A 17631-nucleotide genomic window follows, 5' to 3' on the forward strand; every position below is an offset into this window, starting at 1 on the left:
CAATTTATGTGGCCCCTGCATCGTCAACGGCCAGATTCACTGGCGGAAAGGCCTGCTTTGGTGTAACGACTGACCACCGACCAGACCGTTTCCTGCATCACCCGCGCGGTTTCGTCGCTGGGTGCGACGGCCGGTGTCCCATCGGCTTTTTTGAGTCGGTGTGGCAGGCCCACCGGGCTGCGCTGGTAGAGCACCGCATAGTGGGTGAGCGCCACGAGGTAACTGCCGAGGTCGTTGATGTGGATCATGTCTTGGGTCCCATCGGCGTTTTTGCGGAAGAGATCCTGCCGACGGGTGACGTCGGGCAGCTTGGGGCCTTGTTCGGCTCGACGGACAAACGCTGCCATGACCTGGCCGGCCGGTATCACGTGAATTGGCCCCCCGGTGTCGTCGCGGGCCATCGCCTTGGCGAGTAAATCGCCTTCCCAGTAAAGGGCCAGATCACGGTCAATTCGCTCCAGCCAGCCGTCGGGGTCGTCCAGTTGATGCCACGTTTCGTACAGGAAGACTCGCGTTTGCGGAGCGCTTTCTCGCGCCAAGCGGGCCCATTGCCGCACGTACTTTGAACTGTCGTGGTATCGAATGGCGTCCTTGATCTCCACCATCTCTGTGAGCACCAAGGCATCGAATCGCCCGCTTCGCATGGCGTCGCGGGCGTCTTCGTAGCGAGGATGGGCGTTCTCCTCCTTGAATCCGTTGATGGGCACGTCTGGCTCATAGTGCGACTTCAGCGTCGCGCCCCAGCCAAGTTGGGAGCGGTGGTCGTGGCCCTGGCCGGCGAGTTGCTCCAGCATGATCGGCATGTCCCGCCCCACGAGGCTGTGGCCCAAATGGAAGACGCGCAGGGGTTTGGTCGGGGCGGGCAGGGGGTCGACGTATCGCGCTGCCAACGAAGCCGCGTCCAGCGACTTCTGCCAGCCACAAGCAGTCAGAAGGCCGACGAGGATGAAGGTGAGGGAGTGTTTCAGGCGCATGATGGCCAGCGGGACTCGGGGAGGGTGTCGGCGGGGGGCGTGGATGCGCGCCGCGCGAGCATCTGTGTCCGGATGTGTGCCGCGAGTTCCCTGACGCCGGGCGCGGCCAGAATGTCCATGTGACGGCCCGGCACACGGTGGACCGTCATCTGCGCGAGATGGACTCCCCAACCGTAGGCCACATCGGTCGACGGATCGTCGCCGGCCTGCAAAAAAAGCACCGGCACGTCGCTGGCCGCCGGTTGGTACCGATGGATTGCCTCGGCGTACTGCTCGATGCGGCGCTGGCCTGGATCATCTCGCTGAACGTGTTCCCGGTGCAGAACTCGCAGCACGTGCCACAGGTGACCCACCCCGTCACGCCGAATCAGCCGCCACCGGCGCCGAAGGCCTGCCATCAGATGCCGCCACCCACGTCCGGGAAGCATCGAGTCCAGCAAGATCAACAGCTCGACCTGTTCTCCGGCCCGACGCAGACGCTGGGCAACCTCGAAAGCCAGGATGCCGCCGATCGAGAACCCGCCCATGACATACGGGCCTTGCGGCTGCACAGAACGGATCAGGTTCAGGTAGTCGCCCGCCATGGCTTGGATGTCCAGCGGGGGAGTTCCCGGTGCAGTCGGTCGATCCACCAGATCGATTTCCGCCTGGGAGAACAGTCCGTAGACAGGGAAATCATCCCCGAGGTGTCTGGCAAGGTCACGATAAATATCCGCGCCCGCCAGCAGGAACAGCCCGGCGCCCGACCCTCGAGGTTGCAGGGTGGCGACGCAGCGGGTGGCACCCAACGACGGCGGACCTTGTTTGGCCAGTTCGGCCGCCAGCGACGCGATGGTGGGGAGGTCGAACAGCAGACGCAGCGGGCAGGGCCGGTTCATGCGCTTCTCGATCAACCCGGCCGCCCGTATCGCCAGCAGTGAGTGCCCTCCCAAGTCGAAGAAGTTGTCATGAATGCCAATGGCCGATTGTTGAAGCACTTCACTCCAAACCGCCCAGACCTGCTGTTCTTCCGGGGTGACCGGTGGAGCTTTCAGGGCCGGTGAGCCGACGCTCGTTACCGCCGGAGCGGGAAGGGCGCGGCGGTTGGTCTTGCCGTTCGCGAGCAAGGGAAGCGCGTCGAGGTGGACTACCGCGGTTGGGAGCATGTGTTCCGGCAGCCACCGTCGGAGGTGTTGCCTCAAATCGTCGATGGGCGTTTTCGCCCCGCCCTTGGGAATCACGTAGGCCACCAGCCGGGGATCGTTTTCCCTGTCTTCGCGCACGGTCACCACCGCCCGGCCTACGCCGGGATGCTCCTCAAGCCTGGCCTCAATTTCGCCAGGCTCAATCCGGAATCCGCGGAACTTCACCTGATCATCAATGCGACCGAGGTGTTCCAGCCTACCGTCGTGATGCCAGCGTCCGAGATCGCCCGTCCGGTAGATGCGCGCCTCGGGTTCATCCGCCTCGATGAATCGTTCGGCAGTCAGAGTCGGCCGGTTGTGATAGCCATTGGCCACGCCCAGTCCACCGATGCAGATCTCCCCCGGCACCCCCACCGGCGCGACCTGTCCTCGCGCGTCGCGCACCTCGATGAGGGTGTTGTCCAAGGGTTCCCCGAGTGCGATGGCGGGCAGCGATTCGGCCGTCACACGCCAGCGGCTTGACCACACCGTTGTTTCCGTGGGGCCATACATGTTCCAGACCTCGCCGCAACGGGCCAGAAGGTCGGCGGCCAGCGCCGCAGTCAGGGGTTCCCCGCCCACCAGACCCCTGAGCTCCGCCGTGCCAGACCAGCCCGCCTCGAGCATCAGATGCCAGCGTGACGGGGTGGCCTGCATGACGGTGGCGCCAGATTCCCTCAACAGCCGCGCCAGTGTCGATCCATCCTGACCCTCTTCTTCGGTGGCGAGCACCACGCACGCTCCTACCCCCAGCGGCAGCAACAGCTCCAGCACAGCAATGTCAAAGCCGACCGTGGTCACGGCAAGCATCGTGTCCTCCGGTCCGATACCGGGTCGCTTGGCTACGCTGGCAAGGAAGTTCGCTACCGCCCGGTGAGGTACCACCACACCCTTGGGTAGACCGGTGGAGCCCGACGTGTAGATGATGTACGCGGGATCGGTGGCGCGCGCGTCCAGATCAGCGTCTGCAGGGAGATCCTCGGCAGCTTCCAAGGCCAGCTCTTCAGCCATTCGATCAGCGGGCAATCGTCTCACTTGGGCTGTATCCAAGTCGTCCAGAAAGGCACCCTCACCGACGATCGCGGTCAGGTTGGCGTCGCTGATTTGGTGGCTCAAACGTTCCAGGGGGTAGTCCGGATCCAGTGGGACGTAGGCGGCGCCCGCACGCAATACGCCCAGTAAAGCCGCGACCAGCGAATGCCCCCGCCGCAAAGCGAGTCCGACGCGGCTGCCGCGCGCGATGCCCTGGCGACGCAGGCGCCGGGCCCAGCGGTTGGCTGCCGCGTGGAGCGCAGCGTAAGACCAAGCTTCGCCGCGGCACACGAGCGCTGTTCGCTCTGCGCGCTGGTCGACCCTGTGAAGCGCCATCCATCCGACCACCGTGTCGGCAGCCAGCGGAACGGCCGGGCCCGATCCCCAGCGGCGAAGCGTTTCGCGCTCAAGCGGGTCCAGCAGTGGCCAGTTACCCACCGGTGACGCCTCGTCTAGCCCAATGCATCGCAGGGTAATTTCCAGGTGGCGAGCCAGCCGCTCGATTGTGCTGTGGTGAAACAACTCGGTGGCGTACTCCAGCAGGATTGAGCGGTCGTGGTCGGGGTCGGCAATGACCGTGAGATCAAACTGAGCTCTCTGCCGGTCGAAGTCGACCCGCGACCATTCAGCACCGTCAAACTGGAGTCCGCGCGCGGGCGCATTGATCATGTTGAACAACACGTTGAACAGGGGTGGCCTGCCCGGGCCCGCGCGTTCCTGCAGGGACTGAACGAGGAGCTCGAAGGGCATGTTCTGGTGGGCATGGGCCTCCAGCGCCGCCGCTCGCACCCGAGACATGACTCCGTCAAAGCTATCACTGGGCTCGACATCGGTACGCAGCACCAGCGTGTTGACGAATGTCCCGATCAAGGCTTCCGTGGCCAGGTGCTGTCGATTGGCAATCGGCATGCCAAAGGCGATATCAGTTCGTCCGGAATGGCGCATGAGCACGATCGACAGCGCCGCCATCAGCACCATTGACAAGCTGGCGTCGCGGCGCGAGCTGGCACGTCGAAGCTCGGCGAGCAAGCCTTCGTCAAGCGAGATCTTCACGCAGCGGCCCAGGTGGTTGGGCGTGCGGGGTTGATCTTTGTCCCGCGGGAAAGCCACGGGCTCGAGGCCTGCCAGTCGCTTCGTCCAGTACGCGAGTTCTTTTGATTCGCGGACGTCCTGGAACCAGCGCCGGTGCCATGTCGCGTAGTCGGCGTACTGCAGCTTGAGAGGTTCAACATCCAGCGACGCGCCCCGGACGATGCGGTTGTAGTGGTCGGTCAGCTCGCGCGCGAGTGTCGCGAAGGACCACTGGTCTCCGACGATGTGGTGCATAACCACGATCAGTACGGTGCGGTTGGGTGCGAGATCAATGGCCTGAGCTCGCAGGAGTGGTGCGCGGTCGAGCGCGAAAGGGCGTACGGTGAATTCCGCCAGCTGGGCAGCCAGCGCTGCCCCGTGCTCTTGGTCGGCCCTGGCGTTGAGCCGAACGCGTTCCCAGATCACCCTTGGGGTGTCGACGATTTCTCCCACCACCCGACCGTCTTCGCTGAAGAAGCGGGTGCGCAGGATGGCATGGCGCGCGATGATTTGGTCCAACGCAGTCTGCAGCGCCGTCATGTCCAACGGGCCATCGATCTGGATCGCCAGGGGCATGTTGTAGGCGCTGCCCGCAGGAGCCATCTCATGCATGAACCACATGCGTTCTTGCGAAAAGGACAGAGACGTGCGCGTTCCTACCGACAACGGCTCGGGGGGGAGCAGCCCGAACGGTTCATCGCCGCGCTCCGCTGATGACAACCCGTCAAGCCCCTGCGCGAGCGCATGCGTCAGCGCTTCTAGGGTGGGTCCTTCAAACAAAGACTGCAGGGGAAGATCGACCCCAAACCTCGCCCTAAGGCGCGAAAGCAGTTGGGTCGCCAGGAGGGAGTCACCGCCGAGGTCAAAGAAGCTGGCCTGGGGGTTGACCGGTGGGCACCCGAGCACTTCTCGCCAGACTGCTTCCAGTTCTTCACGGAGCCTCGGGTGTGTCACGCCTTGGGCTGTGACCACTGCCGATGGGGGGCGTTTGGCACTGGAGATGCGCTGCGTCTCCCACTGCCCCTGTTCAAGGATGTTCGCGGCCTCCCGCCGTTGGAGCTTTCCGCTGGACGTCCGAGGCAGGGCGCCGACGTTGAGAAGAATCACGTCGTGAATACTGATGGCGTGATCCTGGGCGACCTGTCGGGCAATTCGATCGGCCAGCGCGGCTGGACCTCCCACGATGCGCCGCGGGCGGCACTCCACCAGAAGCACCACCACCTCGCGCCCATCGCGAGGTACAGACACGGCGACCGAGCCACCTCGCCGCACGGCGGTATCCACCGATTCGGCCGTGCGCTCCAGGTCCTGGGGGTGGATGTTGCGACCGGAGACGATGATGAGGTCCTTGAGGCGACCGACCACGAACAGCCCTCCATCGTGGACAAAGCCCAGATCGCCTGTGCGCAGATAGGAGCCTTTGGCCGCCTTGTCTTGCGCGAAGGTGGCCTTGAAGATCTGCGCAGACTCCGTGGGCTGTGACCAGTAACCCCGCGCTACGCTGTCGCCCCGGACCCAGATTTCACCGATAGCGTCTGGGGACGTCGCTAAGCGGGTGTTCGGGTCGACGATCACCACCTCAAGACCTGCCAAAGGCGTACCGCAGTCCACCACCTCGCGCGACCCGCGCGCCTCGGCCGGCGCCAATTTCACGCGCCCGTTCTCCAGCGCGGCCGCGTTGAGTGACAGCGTACGCAAGCCCTGCCTGGGTCCCGCGACGGTAACCGCCAAGACCGCTTCTGCCAATCCGTAGGAGGGCGCTAGCGCTTGAGGGTCCAAGCCAAACGGTTGAAACGCCGCTGCGAAGGCGTTCAGCGTAGATGCTCGAATGGGTTCGGCACCACAGCTTGCCATGACAAGGCTTCGCAAATCCCCACGCCAGGCCGGTGTCTTCGCCAAGGCCTGCACACAGGCGGCATAGGCAAAGTCGGGCGCGCCGGTGTGTGTGATGCGGTAGCGGTCTATCGCCTCAAGCCAATGCAGGGGCCGGGTCAGGAAGCCAGCCGTGGGCATGATGTACGACGGGCAGCCTTGGTACATCGACTGGATGACGCCGTGGATGAGCCCGTAATCGTGGAACCAGGGCAGCCACACCAGTCCTCGGGGTTGATCCACGTCGAGTCGGGCCGCCATCGCCTGACAGTGGGCCAGCACCGCTTGATGGGTGATTTCGACGCCGCGGGGTTCGCTGGTTGAGCCCGAGGTGTACTGTAGGTAAGCAAGCTCTGCGGTCAGAGCTTCCGTGCGGGTCGTGGAGTCAGTCAGCACGGCGGTTCGGCCCAGAGGGGGGGCATGAATCTCTTTGGAGGCTGATTCCCCCAAAAGCGCTTCGCGGTGTGTCCAGGGCGTACTCGATTCGAGGGCTGAGGCGCGATCGACGAACCCCTGGTGACACAGACCCAAACGCGCACCGGTGTCTTTCACCAAGGCAGTCATGCGGCGACGCGCGGCCAGCGTGGCTTTGGCTCCTGGCGCCGGGCAAGGGACCGGGATGCGGCCGGCCAGAAGGCAGGCCCAGAACAGCACGATCGCGTCGGGCTCGTTGTCGAACGCGAGGAGCACCCGGTCTCCGAGCTCGGTGCATTGCGCCACCGCCATGGCCAGGAGGCGGCACTGTGCACCCAACTCGCCAAAAGTCATCACGGTGCTCAGCTGCAGATCGGCACCCACGAAAGCGTAGGCCAATGCCGGTCCCAGGCTCGCCGTCTGCCGCTCGAACAGGTCACGGAGGCTGGTGAGCGCAGCAACGGAAGCGTTGTCCTTCATCGATTGACGTTCGCGGGGAAAGGGAGTGATGGTCGGCAAGCGGGCAGTCAATCGTGGTGATACACAGGCAGAGCCAGTCCAGGCGTGCAGAGCAGGTCAGTCGAGTGAGACCGAGCTGGCCGCGGCTGACGCCCTTGATCACCCCGTCAATCGGCCAGCCTCCCAGACCCGATCAGACCGGTTTGAGGGTAGGTTGGGGCCAGACCACAGCGCGCATCCTTTCTGGTTATTTTGCCCGCCACTGGCTCGGCTTTTCTTCGTGCGCTTCGGTCGAACGGTCCCGAACGTGAAAAAGTCGCCCCGGAGCCCGAAACACGTCGCTGCGGGCAGCTCCGGTTCGCTCGCAGGACAGACCTTCGGGAAGATGAGAAATACTGCGCAGTCGAGGGTCGCTCAAGCCGCATTCCTCGGGTATTCGTTGGCGGAATCGGCCGCCTGCAGGTGTTGATCACGTAAGATGCTGCCTACTTTTTGATACCAGTCGAGTGTGCTAAAGCATGCACGACCAGGGTGTCGAGGCAGGATGCGCGCGGCTCCATCGGAGCCGCGCTTTAACCGCCAACTTCTCTTGGAGCCCTACGCATGAGCATGTTCCGTCGGATGATTCTTGCCCTGTTGGCGCTTTCGGCCTGCGGTGGTGCGTTGGCGCAAACCGACGCGGCCTACCGATTGCGGCACGGCGATGCACTGATGGTGTCGGTGTGGCGTGATGAAGCGCTGCGTATGGAAGTGCGCGTGTTGCCCGACGGTAGCATCACGTTCCCTCTGGCAGGCCGGGTGGAGGTCGCTGGACTCACGACGCCGGAGGCGGAAGCACGTGTCGCTGAGAAACTGAAGAAGTATGTGCCGGAAGCTGTGGTGACCGTGGCCATTACCGCCACCGACGGCCATCGCGTGTTTGTGCTGGGCAAAGTGACCACGCCCGGTGCGATTACGCTGGTATCGCCGCAGACCACTGTGCTGCAGGTGCTGAGCCAGGCGGGCGGACTGGATCGGTTTGCGGACGGGAATTCAATTCGTGTCCTGCGCAGCACACCCCAAGGCACCCGCGTGCTGCCGGTGCGATACGACGATCTGGTCAAGGGCAACCAGTTGGACACCAATGTGGTGCTGATGCCCGGCGACACCGTTCTCGTGCCTTGAAGAGAAGGAAATGGTTATGACCTCGCGCATCGCTGGCTGGGTGGCGGTTCTTGCAGCGGTGGGGGCTGGTCAGGCCGCCGCTCAGACGGCCGTATCGATACCGGTAGAACTGATCTCGGTGAGCAACCCGGGCTTGGCCGTGGGAGGCGCCGGTTCGGTCGTCATTCTTCGAGCCGCGCCGCAGTACACGATCGCATCGGTCAGTGGAAACGCGAGAACCGAACTCTCGCTTGGCGCAACCATTGAGCGGTCCAGCAACACCGCACTGAGTGGTAATCGCGAAGATCCCAACCTGCGACTGCTGTGGGAAAGCGCTTCGGCGGTGTCAGTGCTTCAGCTGCGGGCCTCGGTCGAAGAGGCCTCCACCCGCGAGACTGAGTTCAGTGAATTCGGACAGACTGTGCTGGATGGCACCCAGCGCACCGCTTCCTTGGGCGCCACCTGGACACGTCAACTTTCCGCCTCGCAGTCTTTGGAGATGGGGGCTTTTCATGCCTCGGTCGATTACGACTTGCCCTCATTTGTGGACTACCGCGAAACCCGCGGCCTTGCCTCATATCGATTCGAGACATCACCGACCACCCGCTATGTGATCGGTACCAGTATCTCTCGATTGCGCTTTGACACGCCGGGCACCGCTGCTACCCGGACCGGCGTTTCGTTGGGCGTCGAGCGCGACTTGACGGCCACGCTCGCTGTGTCGGGATCGGTGGGTGCGACCCGGGTGAGTGCCCCGGTGCGGGATACCGTCGGCATTGCGGCGGTTCGCTTGAATCACACGGGCGAGCGCTTCCGCGCTTCGGCCGCCATCGCCCGCGACGTATCAGCCAGCGGGACGTTGGTGCGTTATGTGCCATCCCAGACCGTCGAGTTTTCGGCGGGCTACAACCTGACTTCGTCCACCGAGCTGTCGGCCGGAATCTCGCAATCCACGACGCGAGAATTGGTGCGTACCACGGGGACCACGGCCTTCGTGCGCGTTCGATCAGCTCTCAGCGAGCGATGGACCGCAACCGCTGGTCTCGATCAGCGACGCTCGGAAGGGGCAGGCGGCATCGTGGCACGGAGCAACGGGGTATCCGTGGGTCTGGTTTACGCGTTCTCCAGTTTGTAAATGAAGCAGGGATCGAATGTCCGCTGACTACCAACTGACGCCCAACGATTACCTGGCGATTGCCAAGCGGTGGTGGATCCCGATGGCGCTGACTTTCGTCGGTGTGATCCTGCTGTCTGTCGTGGTCGCTTTGCTGCTGCCGCGGGTCTATGAGTCCAGCGGGACGCTGCTTGCCGAGGCCCCGCAGGTGGCCGGAGAGGTCGTTCGCGGTACCGCAGCAACGGGCAACGCCGAGCAGCGAGTGCAGGCACTGGGGCGCCGCATCATGACCCGGGAGAGTCTCCTGCGAATTGCAGCCAAGCACGAAGTCTTCGATGCGGAGGCTCTGCAGGTGATGAAGGATAACGACGTTGTTGAAGCGATGCGGGCCAGCATCGTGGTCAATGTCCAAATCGCCAATACCTCACAATGGGAGCGCCAGAGCAACAACTTTGCTTTCACGGTGGCCTTTCGCCATGGCCGCCCTGAAAAGGCGTTGGAGGTGACCAACGCACTCATCCAGCTCTTTCTTGAGAGCAGCGTGCGAGAGCGGGTCGAACAGGCCTCCCGCGCCAACGAGTTCTTGAGCCAGGAAGCCGAACGGGTCCGGGCGCAGCTGGAGGAGGCGGAAAGGCGCATTGCCGCCTACAAGCGAGCACAGGGAGGAGCCCCCAGCGCTGATGGCCAGACCATGGTGCTCGCCAACATTCAGACGCTGGAGGGCGAATTGCGCACCGCGGAGCGTGAGCATCGTCAGGCGTTGAACGAGATTCAGACGCTGCAAGTGGAGCTGGCAGGCGCGCGTTCTGGTGTCATGGCGCCCGGCGCTGTGTCCTCGGCTGGGCCCTCAATGACCGAGCAGGAACTGGATCGGGCACGTGCCGAGTTGGCCCGTGTTCGCAGCGTGTACACAGAGGATCATCCTGACGTGCGGGCCCAGCAGCGTAAGGTGGACGCTCTGGAGAAGGCTGCCCGCGCCGAGGTGAATGTCAGCTCGCCGGCAAGGGATGCCGCGGCAGCCCAGGCTCGCCTGGCGGTTTCTCGCCTGGAGGCGCAGTTGGGCACCGCCCGTGCCCGGGCCGAGTTGTTGGCTGATCAGCAGCGCACGCTGAGGGGCACGATCGGACAATTGCGTGGCCAACTGGCGCGTGCCCCGCAGGTCGAGCGGGATTTGGCTGCGTTGCAGCGGGACTACGAAGCCACTCGGGTGAAATATGAAGACCTCCGTGCGCGACAGATGTCCGCTCAGGTGGTACAGAACCTGGAGGGCGAACAGCAGGGTGAGCGCTTTACCCTGCTTGAGCCTCCGTATCTGGCCGAGTACGCCATCAAGCCCGAGCGCAAGAAGCTCGTGGCGGTGGGTGTCTTGCTCGGCGGGGGCGCTGCTGTGGCCATCGCTTTCCTGCTGGAAATGTTGTTCGCCCGAGTGCGTGGCGTGAACGCGCTGACCGCCCTTACCGGATACAAGCCCATGGTGGTGGTTCCTTACATCTCCACGACAGCGGAAACGCGCTACATGGCGCTGCTGCGCAAGCGGCTGCTGGTCGGTGGCGCGATCGCGGCGTTGATTGGCCTGCTCCTCGTCCACTTTTTCATCACGCCTTTGCACGGGGTATTCGTGCCGTTGGCGTCTCGAGGGGCCTGAGGTCTCGTCGCCATGGAACGCATCAAACTCGCAATAGAAAAGGCCCGTCTCGGTGAGTCGGATGGTGCCGGTCCGGCTGTCGGCCCCGCAAGCCAGTCCTCGGCGCGTCGCTCTGATCCACAGCTCATTCATCATCCGACCCGAGGCGGTACCTCCCCACCATCCAAGGCCGTCGATATCGATTACCGCCAAACGGCGGTGGTGTATCTTGATCCGTCGCACTTGGAGCGGGAGCGGGTCGTAGCCCACCAAAAGTCGCATCCTGCGGTATGGGCGTTCGACGTGCTGCGTACGCAGGTATTGCAGAAGATGCAAGAGAACCACTGGCGCACCCTGGCCATCACGTCGCCGAGCACCGCGTCGGGCAAGACTTTGGTCGCCATCAATCTTGCGATGAGCATCGCCCAGCAAACCAATCGCACGGCGCTTCTGGTCGACTTTGATTTGCGGCGGCCAAGTGTGGCGAGGGTGCTTGGCGTGGAGCGACCAACCTCATTGAACGAGGTGCTCGCGGGCAAGGCAGACGTCGCTGAAGCGCTGGTCAATCCGGGCATTGAGCGTTTGGTGGTTCTACCGACCAATCGTCCGGTAGATCGGGCCTCTGAGGTGTTGTCCTCCCCCCGCGTCAGCCAGCTCATCGGAGAGCTTCGGGAGCGTTACGCCGATCGCGTGGTGGTTTTCGATCTACCGCCGGTGTTGGCGGCCGACGACGTCATGACGTTGGTCCCACAAGTGGACTGTGTCTTGATGGTGGTGGCGAGTGGCGTGTCCACCAGGTCTGAGGTGGAAGAGGCCATGGCTCGCTTGGCTGGTGCCAATCTCGTGGGTGTGGTCCTCAACAAAGATGAGGCGCCGGTTCGAACGGCCTATTACTGAGATTGGCGAACGCGGCCTATTCCGGGACTGACAAGCCCGCGCCGGCTTCTCGAGACATTTTTCGTGTTGACCCGCCGGGGTTGGCCCTGCCGAGTGACAACCTTGGCGGATGATCTCTACCCGACAGGTCTGACCCATTGGCCTGCCCGGAGGGGCTCGAACCCCCGACCGGCTGCTTAGAAGGCAGCTGCTCTATCCAGCTGAGCTACGGGCAGTGTGGGTCACGGTGGCAGCGACCCAAGAAAAAGGCCCACGGGGTGGGCCTGGCGGTGAAGGAATGGTCGGAGCGGCGGGATTCGAACTCGCGACCCTCTGCTCCCAAAGCAGATGCGCTACCAGGCTGCGCTACGCTCCGACATGCCCCCATTCTACCCTTGCGCGGCCCGGCTTCCTTGAGGCCGTTGCTGCTCAGCGCTGCCGGTACTGCGTCGAGCCGAAGAGGGCGTCGCGGGCCTTGTCGTCGGTGAGCGGTTTGCGCGCCTCGGCCAGCACCGCCACGCCGTGCTGCACCGCGGGCCGCGCGCCGACTCGGTCGAACCAGTCTTTCAGGCGCGGAAAGTCCGCCCAGTCGATGCCTTGGTTCTGCCAGCTGCGCAGCCAGGGAAAGATCGCCACGTCCGCCACCGTGTACTGGTTGCCGGCGATGAACCGGCGGTTCTGCAACTGCCGGTCCATCACTCCGTAAAGGCGCTTGGCTTCGTTCGTGTAACGGTTGATGGCGTATTCGATTTTTTCGGGGGCGTAGAGGCGAAAGTGGTGGGCCTGACCCAGCATCGGGCCGACGCCGCCCATCTGGAACATCAGCCATTGCAGGACGTCGAACCGCGCCCGGTCGCTCTTGGGCAGCAAACGGCCGGTCTTGCCGGCCAGATACAGCAGGATGGCGCCGGACTCGAACAGGCTGATCGGGCGGCCGTCCGGCCCATCCGGGTCCACGATCGCCGGGATCTTGTTGTTGGGGCTGATGCGCAGGAACTCGGGCTTGAACTGGTCGCCTGCACCGATGTTGATGGGGTGCACGCGCCAGTCGCGCCCGAGGCGCAGGCCGCATTCCTCCAACATGATGTGCACCTTGTGGCCGTTGGGCGTGGGCCAGGAATAGACGTCGATCATGGTCGTTTTAAGGGGATTGCCGGGTCGGCTGTCGGACGACTTTACGGGAAAATCCGACGCCATGTGGGAGCCCCTGCGCCAGACGATCCGCCGCCTCAGCGGCCAGGCCCCAACGCCGGGGCCGGTGCGGCGGTGGGCGCTGTCCCGCGGGCTCACGTACGAGCCGTTGCCGCACAACGGCTTTGTGATCGCCGGCCGCAGCCGGGGGCAGGCGTGGCGCGTCCAGGCCGGGGAGCCCGGGCGCGACTACATCGAGGGTGCCGAACTCGCGGCGCGGCTGGAGCCGGCGTTGCCGTCGACCAGCACGGTGGTGTTGCTCAATCGTGCGCTGAAGCGGCGCTTGCAGGCGGAGTCGACCGCCTGGTTTTCCCGGCTCACCGACCCGGTGGAGACGATGGCTCAGCAGGTGCCTGAGGCCTACCACTGGCTGTCGGCGTTCCGCGATGTCGGCTGGGCCGGGCCCTCGGCCGAGTTCTGGCGGCGCTACGCGGTGCTCACGGACCAGCCGGAACTGGCCAAGCGCTGGCTGGACGATTCCACGCAGGAACGCCTGCTTGCGTGGCCGCTGGGGGGCGTGACCGAAGACACGCCCCTGGTGATCCAGGCCCAACGGGGCAAGCTGGGCCTGCGGCTGCAACTCGACCCCTTGCCGCATCCCGACACGGTGGTGCACGCCCTGGAGACGCTGCGCCACCTGGCGGAGCGCACCGCAGCGCTTCGTGGCGGGATGGACGATCCGGTCGAGGGGGCCGGGTCGTTCAAGACCCCCGGGTGATCGGCATCTCGACGTCCTCGCGCACCGCCATGTGGCGCGCGAGTTCGAGCTTGGCGATCGATTGGCGGTGCACCTCATCCGGTCCGTCGGCCAACCGCAGCGTGCGCTGGTTGGCGTAGCTGTAGGCCAGGGGGAAATCGTCGCTCATGCCACCGCCGCCGTGGGCCTGGATGGCCATGTCGATGATCTCGCAGGCCATGTTGGGCGCCACCACCTTGATCATGGCGATCTCGGCCTTGGCGACCTTGTTGCCCACCGTGTCCATCATGTACGCGGCCTTCAGCGTGAGCAGACGGGCCTGTTCGATCTTGCAGCGCGCGTCGGCAATGCGCTCGTGCCAGACCGACTGGGCCGAGACCGGTTTGCCGAAGGCGACACGGCTGTTCAGCCGCTTGCACATGAGTTCCAGCGCGCGTTCGGCCGCACCGATGGAGCGCATGCAATGGTGGATGCGGCCCGGGCCGAGGCGGCCCTGCGCGATCTCAAAGCCGCGGCCTTCGCCCAGCAGAATGTTGCCGGCCGGCACCCGCACGTTCTTCAGCACCACTTCCATGTGGCCGTGTGGGGCGTCGTCGTAGCCGAACACGGACAGTGGCCGCACCACGGTGATGCCCGGGGTGTTGGCCGGCACCACGATCATGCTTTGCTGCGAATGGCGCGGCGCGTCGGGGTTGGTCTTGCCCATGACGATGTAGACCGCGCAGCGCGGGTCGCCGGCGCCCGAGGACCACCATTTGCGCCCGTTGATCACATACTCGTCGCCGTCGCGCTCGATGCGGCACTGGATGTTGGTGGCATCGCTTGACGCGACCTCCGGCTCCGTCATCAGGAAGGCCGAGCGGATCTCGCCGCGCAGCAGCGGCTCCAGCCAGCGGTCCTTGAGCGATTCGGAGGCGTAGCGCTCGAAGGTTTCCATGTTGCCGGTGTCCGGCGCCGAGCAGTTGAACACCTCCGGCGCCCAGGGCACCCGGCCCATGATCTCGCACATCGGGGCGTATTCCAGGTTGGACAGCCCCTCCGGGGCGCGCGGGCTGCGCGGCAGGAAGAGGTTCCACAGCCCGGCCGCCCGTGCCTTCGGCTTGAGCTCTTCGATGATGCGGGTCGGAATCCAGGCGTTGCCAGCGGCGCGGTTGGCCGCGATCTCGGCGTAGAAGCGCTGCTCGTTGGGGTAGATGTGCTCGTCCATGAAGGCGAGCAGCCGCTCGCGCAGCGCCTTGACCTTGTCGGTGTAGTCGAAATGCATGGAATCTCCTTGGGGGCGGGTCGTTGACGGGGGTCAGGCGGCGCTGGCGTAGCGCCAGGCCATCTCGGCCATGGGCCGGGCGCCGGCGGCGGATTTCACCGCCTGCGCACTGGACGCGGTGCCGGCTTCCACCCGCTTGGCAATGCCTTGCAGGATGGCCGCGAGGCGGAACATGTTGTAGGCGAGGTAGAAGTTCCAGTCGGCCTGAAGCTGGGCCGGCGTCGCGAAGCCGGTGCGCTCGCAGTAGCGCGCGATGTACTCGGCCTCGGACGGGATGCCGAGCGAAGCCAGGTCGAGTCCGCCGATGCCACGAAACAGGCCGGGCGGGATGTGCCATGACATGCAGTGGTAGCTGAAATCCGCCAGCGGGTGGCCCAGGGTGGAGAGTTCCCAGTCGAGCACGGCAAGCACCCGCGGCTCGGTGCGGTGAAACATCAGGTTGTCCAGCCGGTAATCGCCATGCACCACCGACACCAGGCGCTCATCGCGCGCCATCGCCGGGATGTTGGCCGGCAGCCAGGCCATCAGCCGGTCCATCTCGTCGATGGGCTCGGTGACCGACGCCACGTACTGCTTGCTCCAGCGCCCGATTTGCCGCTCAAAGTAATTGCCGGACTTGCCGTAATCGCCCAGACCGATTTCCACCGGACGCACCGAATGCAGCGCCGCCAGCACGCGGTTCATCTCGTCGTACACGGCACCGCGCTGGGCGCGCTCGAGCTCCGGCAGCGACTGGTCCCACATGACGCGGCCGTCGACGCACTCCATCACGTAAAACGCACGTCCGATCACGGACTCGTCTTCGCACAGCGCGTGCATCTGCGCCACCGGCACGCCGGTGCCGGCCAGCGCCTTCATCACGCGGAACTCCCGCTCGATTGCGTGGGCCGATGGCAGCAGCTTGGCCACCGGGCCGGGCTTGGCGCGCATCACATAGGCGCGTTGTGGCGTGATGAGCTTGTAGGTGGGGTTCGACTGCCCGCCCTTGAACATCTCCACCGTGAGCGGCCCCTCGAAGCCGGGCAGGTGGGCGCCCAGCCAGGCGGACAGGGCACCGGTGTCGACGGCGTGTTGTTCGGAGACCGGGCGCGTGCCCGTGAACTGCTGGTGGTCACTCATGCGGCGTGGGGGAGGGTGGTGCCCCGCGCCGCCGGGACGGCGCTCAGGCTTCGGATTCGGCGATGCGCAGCAGCATCGCCCGGTTGCGCACGACCAGACCACCCTGCTCGATGCGGATGGCTTCTTCGCGCTCCATGGACTTGAGTTCTTGGTTGACCCGCTGGCGCGAGGCGCCCAGCAGCTGCGCCAGTTCCTCCTGCGCGAGCTGCAGCCCGATGCGCATCTCGTTGCCGTCGGCCAGGCAGGGCACGCCATAGCTGCGCACCAGGTGCAGCAGCTGCTTGGCCAGGCGCGCGCGCAGCGGCAGGGTATTGAGATCCTCGACCAGACCGAACAGGGTGCGGATGCGTCGCGCCTGCAGGCGCATCAAGGCTTCCCACAGCTCCACGTGGGTGGCCAGGATCTTCTGGAAATCGGTGCGCGCCACGCACAGCAGCGTGGTCGGTCCATGGGCATACGCGTCGTGCGTTCGCTGGTCTCCGTCGAACATCGCCACGTCGCCGAACCACACGCCCGGCTCCACGTAGGTCAGCGTGATCTGCTTGCCCGACAGCGATGTCGAGCTCACCCGCACCGCCCCCTTGGCCACGGCCGTCCATTCGGACGGCGGTTCGCCGCGCGCGACGATCAGGTCGCCGTCCTTGAATCGCTTGACGTAGGCGCATCGCAGGATGTCGTGCCGCAGGGAGGGGGAAAGGCTGTTGAACCAGCGACCGCTGTTGATCGCCTCGCGTTCTTCCATTGTCAGAATGGGCTCGTCCATGGTCTGTCCTGTGAGTGACTGGTGGGGGAATGGGCAGTCGCCCCCGGGACCCGGGGGATCGCAGCCGATCCGGGTCAGCGGTAGCGCGCGGGGCGCTTCTCCATGAAGGCGGCGATGCCTTCGCCGGCGTTGGGGTGGTGCAGGTTGCGCACGAAATGGTCGCGTTCGGCGGCGAGCTGCGTGTGCAGCGGCGCGCTGGACGCGTCGTTCACCAGTTCCTTGATGCTGGCCAGCGCGGTGGGCGCGCGCTGGTTGAGGCGCTCGGCCAGTGCCAGGGCCTGGGTCAGTGCATCACCGGGGTTGCACACCGCGTTGATCACGCCCAGCGACTGCAGCCGCTCGGGGGCGATGCGTTCTCCGCCCATGAGGAGTGCCATCGCGGTGGCGCGCGGCAGTGCCCGCGCCAGCGACCAGCTGCCGCCGCCGTCGGGCGAGAGCCCCACGTTGCTGTAGGCCATGACAAACACGCTGTTGGCTGCGGCGATGACGAAATCGCAGGCGAGCGCCAGCGAAAAGCCCGCTCCGGCGCAAGAGCCTTCCACCGCCGCAATCACCGGCTTCGGACACGCGCGCAGCGCTTCGATCCAGCTGTGGAGTCCCTCGATGCTCTCAGCCTGCACCGACGGGTCCTTTTGCCGGTTGGCGAGCAGGCGTTGCAGGTTGCCTCCCGCGCAGAAGTGGGTGCCTTCGCCCGTCAGCACGATGCTGCGCACGTCCGGGTTGCCGTCCGCCGCGCTGAGCGCCTCCACCCCGGCCGCGTACAGCTCGGGGCCGAGCGCGTTGCGGTGTTCGGGGTTGCTGATGGTGAGCACCAGCGTGGCGCCCTCGCTGTGGGTGTTGAGGCGGGCCGACACG

General features: G+C 65.1%; 12 protein-coding genes and 2 tRNA genes. 5 read left to right on the forward strand and 9 right to left on the reverse strand.

From position 1 onward, the window contains the following. Positions 1–23: 23 nt before the first annotated feature. Both AC2D80_RS05690 and AC2D80_RS05695 read right to left on the reverse strand, forming a co-directional pair. Positions 24–974, reverse strand: a complete 951-nt coding sequence (locus tag AC2D80_RS05690; protein WP_484632000.1) for a hypothetical protein — start codon at positions 972–974, stop codon at positions 24–26. Next, the gene (locus AC2D80_RS05695) at positions 965–7045 is read right to left on the reverse strand and encodes an amino acid adenylation domain-containing protein (protein ID WP_484632001.1); all 6081 of its coding nucleotides are present in this window, start codon (positions 7043–7045) and stop codon (positions 965–967) included. Before AC2D80_RS05695 ends, AC2D80_RS05690 begins: the two co-directional genes overlap by 10 nt. A gap of 543 nt (positions 7046–7588) precedes the next feature. On the opposite strand from AC2D80_RS05695, the gene AC2D80_RS05700 reads away from it, so the two are divergent. Genes AC2D80_RS05700 through AC2D80_RS05715 form a run of 4 tightly spaced genes read left to right on the forward strand, consistent with a single transcriptional unit; the run spans position 7589 to position 11763 of the window. Next, positions 7589–8149: a polysaccharide biosynthesis/export family protein gene (locus tag AC2D80_RS05700; protein ID WP_484632002.1), complete on the forward strand. Its 561-nt coding sequence runs from the start codon at positions 7589–7591 to the stop codon at positions 8147–8149. A 16-nt stretch (positions 8150–8165) separates the two neighbouring features. Then, a complete protein-coding gene (locus AC2D80_RS05705; RefSeq protein ID WP_484632003.1) occupies positions 8166–9263 on the forward strand; it encodes a hypothetical protein in 1098 nt (365 codons plus the stop codon). Positions 9264–9279: 16 nt separating this feature from the next. Further along, positions 9280–10887, forward strand: a complete 1608-nt coding sequence (locus AC2D80_RS05710; protein ID WP_484632004.1) for a hypothetical protein — start codon at positions 9280–9282, stop codon at positions 10885–10887. A gap of 12 nt (positions 10888–10899) precedes the next feature. Next, positions 10900–11763, forward strand: coding sequence for a CpsD/CapB family tyrosine-protein kinase (locus AC2D80_RS05715; protein WP_484632005.1), 864 nt, complete (start codon positions 10900–10902; stop codon positions 11761–11763). A gap of 138 nt (positions 11764–11901) precedes the next feature. Here the strand turns inward: AC2D80_RS05715 and AC2D80_RS05720 are convergent. The 3 genes from AC2D80_RS05720 to AC2D80_RS05730 all read right to left on the reverse strand — a co-directional run bounded on the left by AC2D80_RS05720 (position 11902) and on the right by AC2D80_RS05730 (position 12876). Then, positions 11902–11978, reverse strand: a tRNA-Arg gene (locus AC2D80_RS05720). Between the two features lie 63 nt (positions 11979–12041). After that, positions 12042–12118 (reverse strand) — tRNA-Pro (locus AC2D80_RS05725). 53 nt (positions 12119–12171) lie between these two features. Next, complete coding sequence (locus AC2D80_RS05730) at positions 12172–12876, reverse strand: glutathione binding-like protein (protein ID WP_484632006.1); 705 nt, start codon at positions 12874–12876, stop codon at positions 12172–12174. 61 nt (positions 12877–12937) lie between these two features. Here AC2D80_RS05730 and AC2D80_RS05735 point away from each other — a divergent pair, with 61 nt between their 5' ends. After that, a complete protein-coding gene (locus AC2D80_RS05735) occupies positions 12938–13651 on the forward strand; it encodes a hypothetical protein (RefSeq protein WP_484632007.1) in 714 nt (237 codons plus the stop codon). Here the strand turns inward: AC2D80_RS05735 and AC2D80_RS05740 are convergent. The 4 genes from AC2D80_RS05740 to AC2D80_RS05755 form a co-directional block, all read right to left on the reverse strand. Beyond that, entirely contained in the window at positions 13635–14894 is a 1260-nt protein-coding gene (locus AC2D80_RS05740) for an acyl-CoA dehydrogenase family protein (RefSeq protein ID WP_484632008.1), read from the reverse strand. The genes AC2D80_RS05735 and AC2D80_RS05740 overlap by 17 nt on opposite strands. A gap of 33 nt (positions 14895–14927) precedes the next feature. After that, a complete protein-coding gene (locus AC2D80_RS05745) occupies positions 14928–16013 on the reverse strand; it encodes a phosphotransferase family protein (protein ID WP_484632009.1) in 1086 nt (361 codons plus the stop codon). Positions 16014–16056: 43 nt separating this feature from the next. Further along, entirely contained in the window at positions 16057–16776 is a 720-nt protein-coding gene (locus AC2D80_RS05750) for a Crp/Fnr family transcriptional regulator (protein WP_484632010.1), read from the reverse strand. A gap of 74 nt (positions 16777–16850) precedes the next feature. After that, positions 16851–17630, reverse strand: coding sequence for an oxepin-CoA hydrolase, alternative type (locus AC2D80_RS05755; RefSeq protein WP_484632011.1), 780 nt, complete (start codon positions 17628–17630; stop codon positions 16851–16853). Between the last annotated feature and the right edge of the window lies 1 nt (position 17631).

Source organism: Hydrogenophaga sp. T66 (assembly GCF_057219855.1).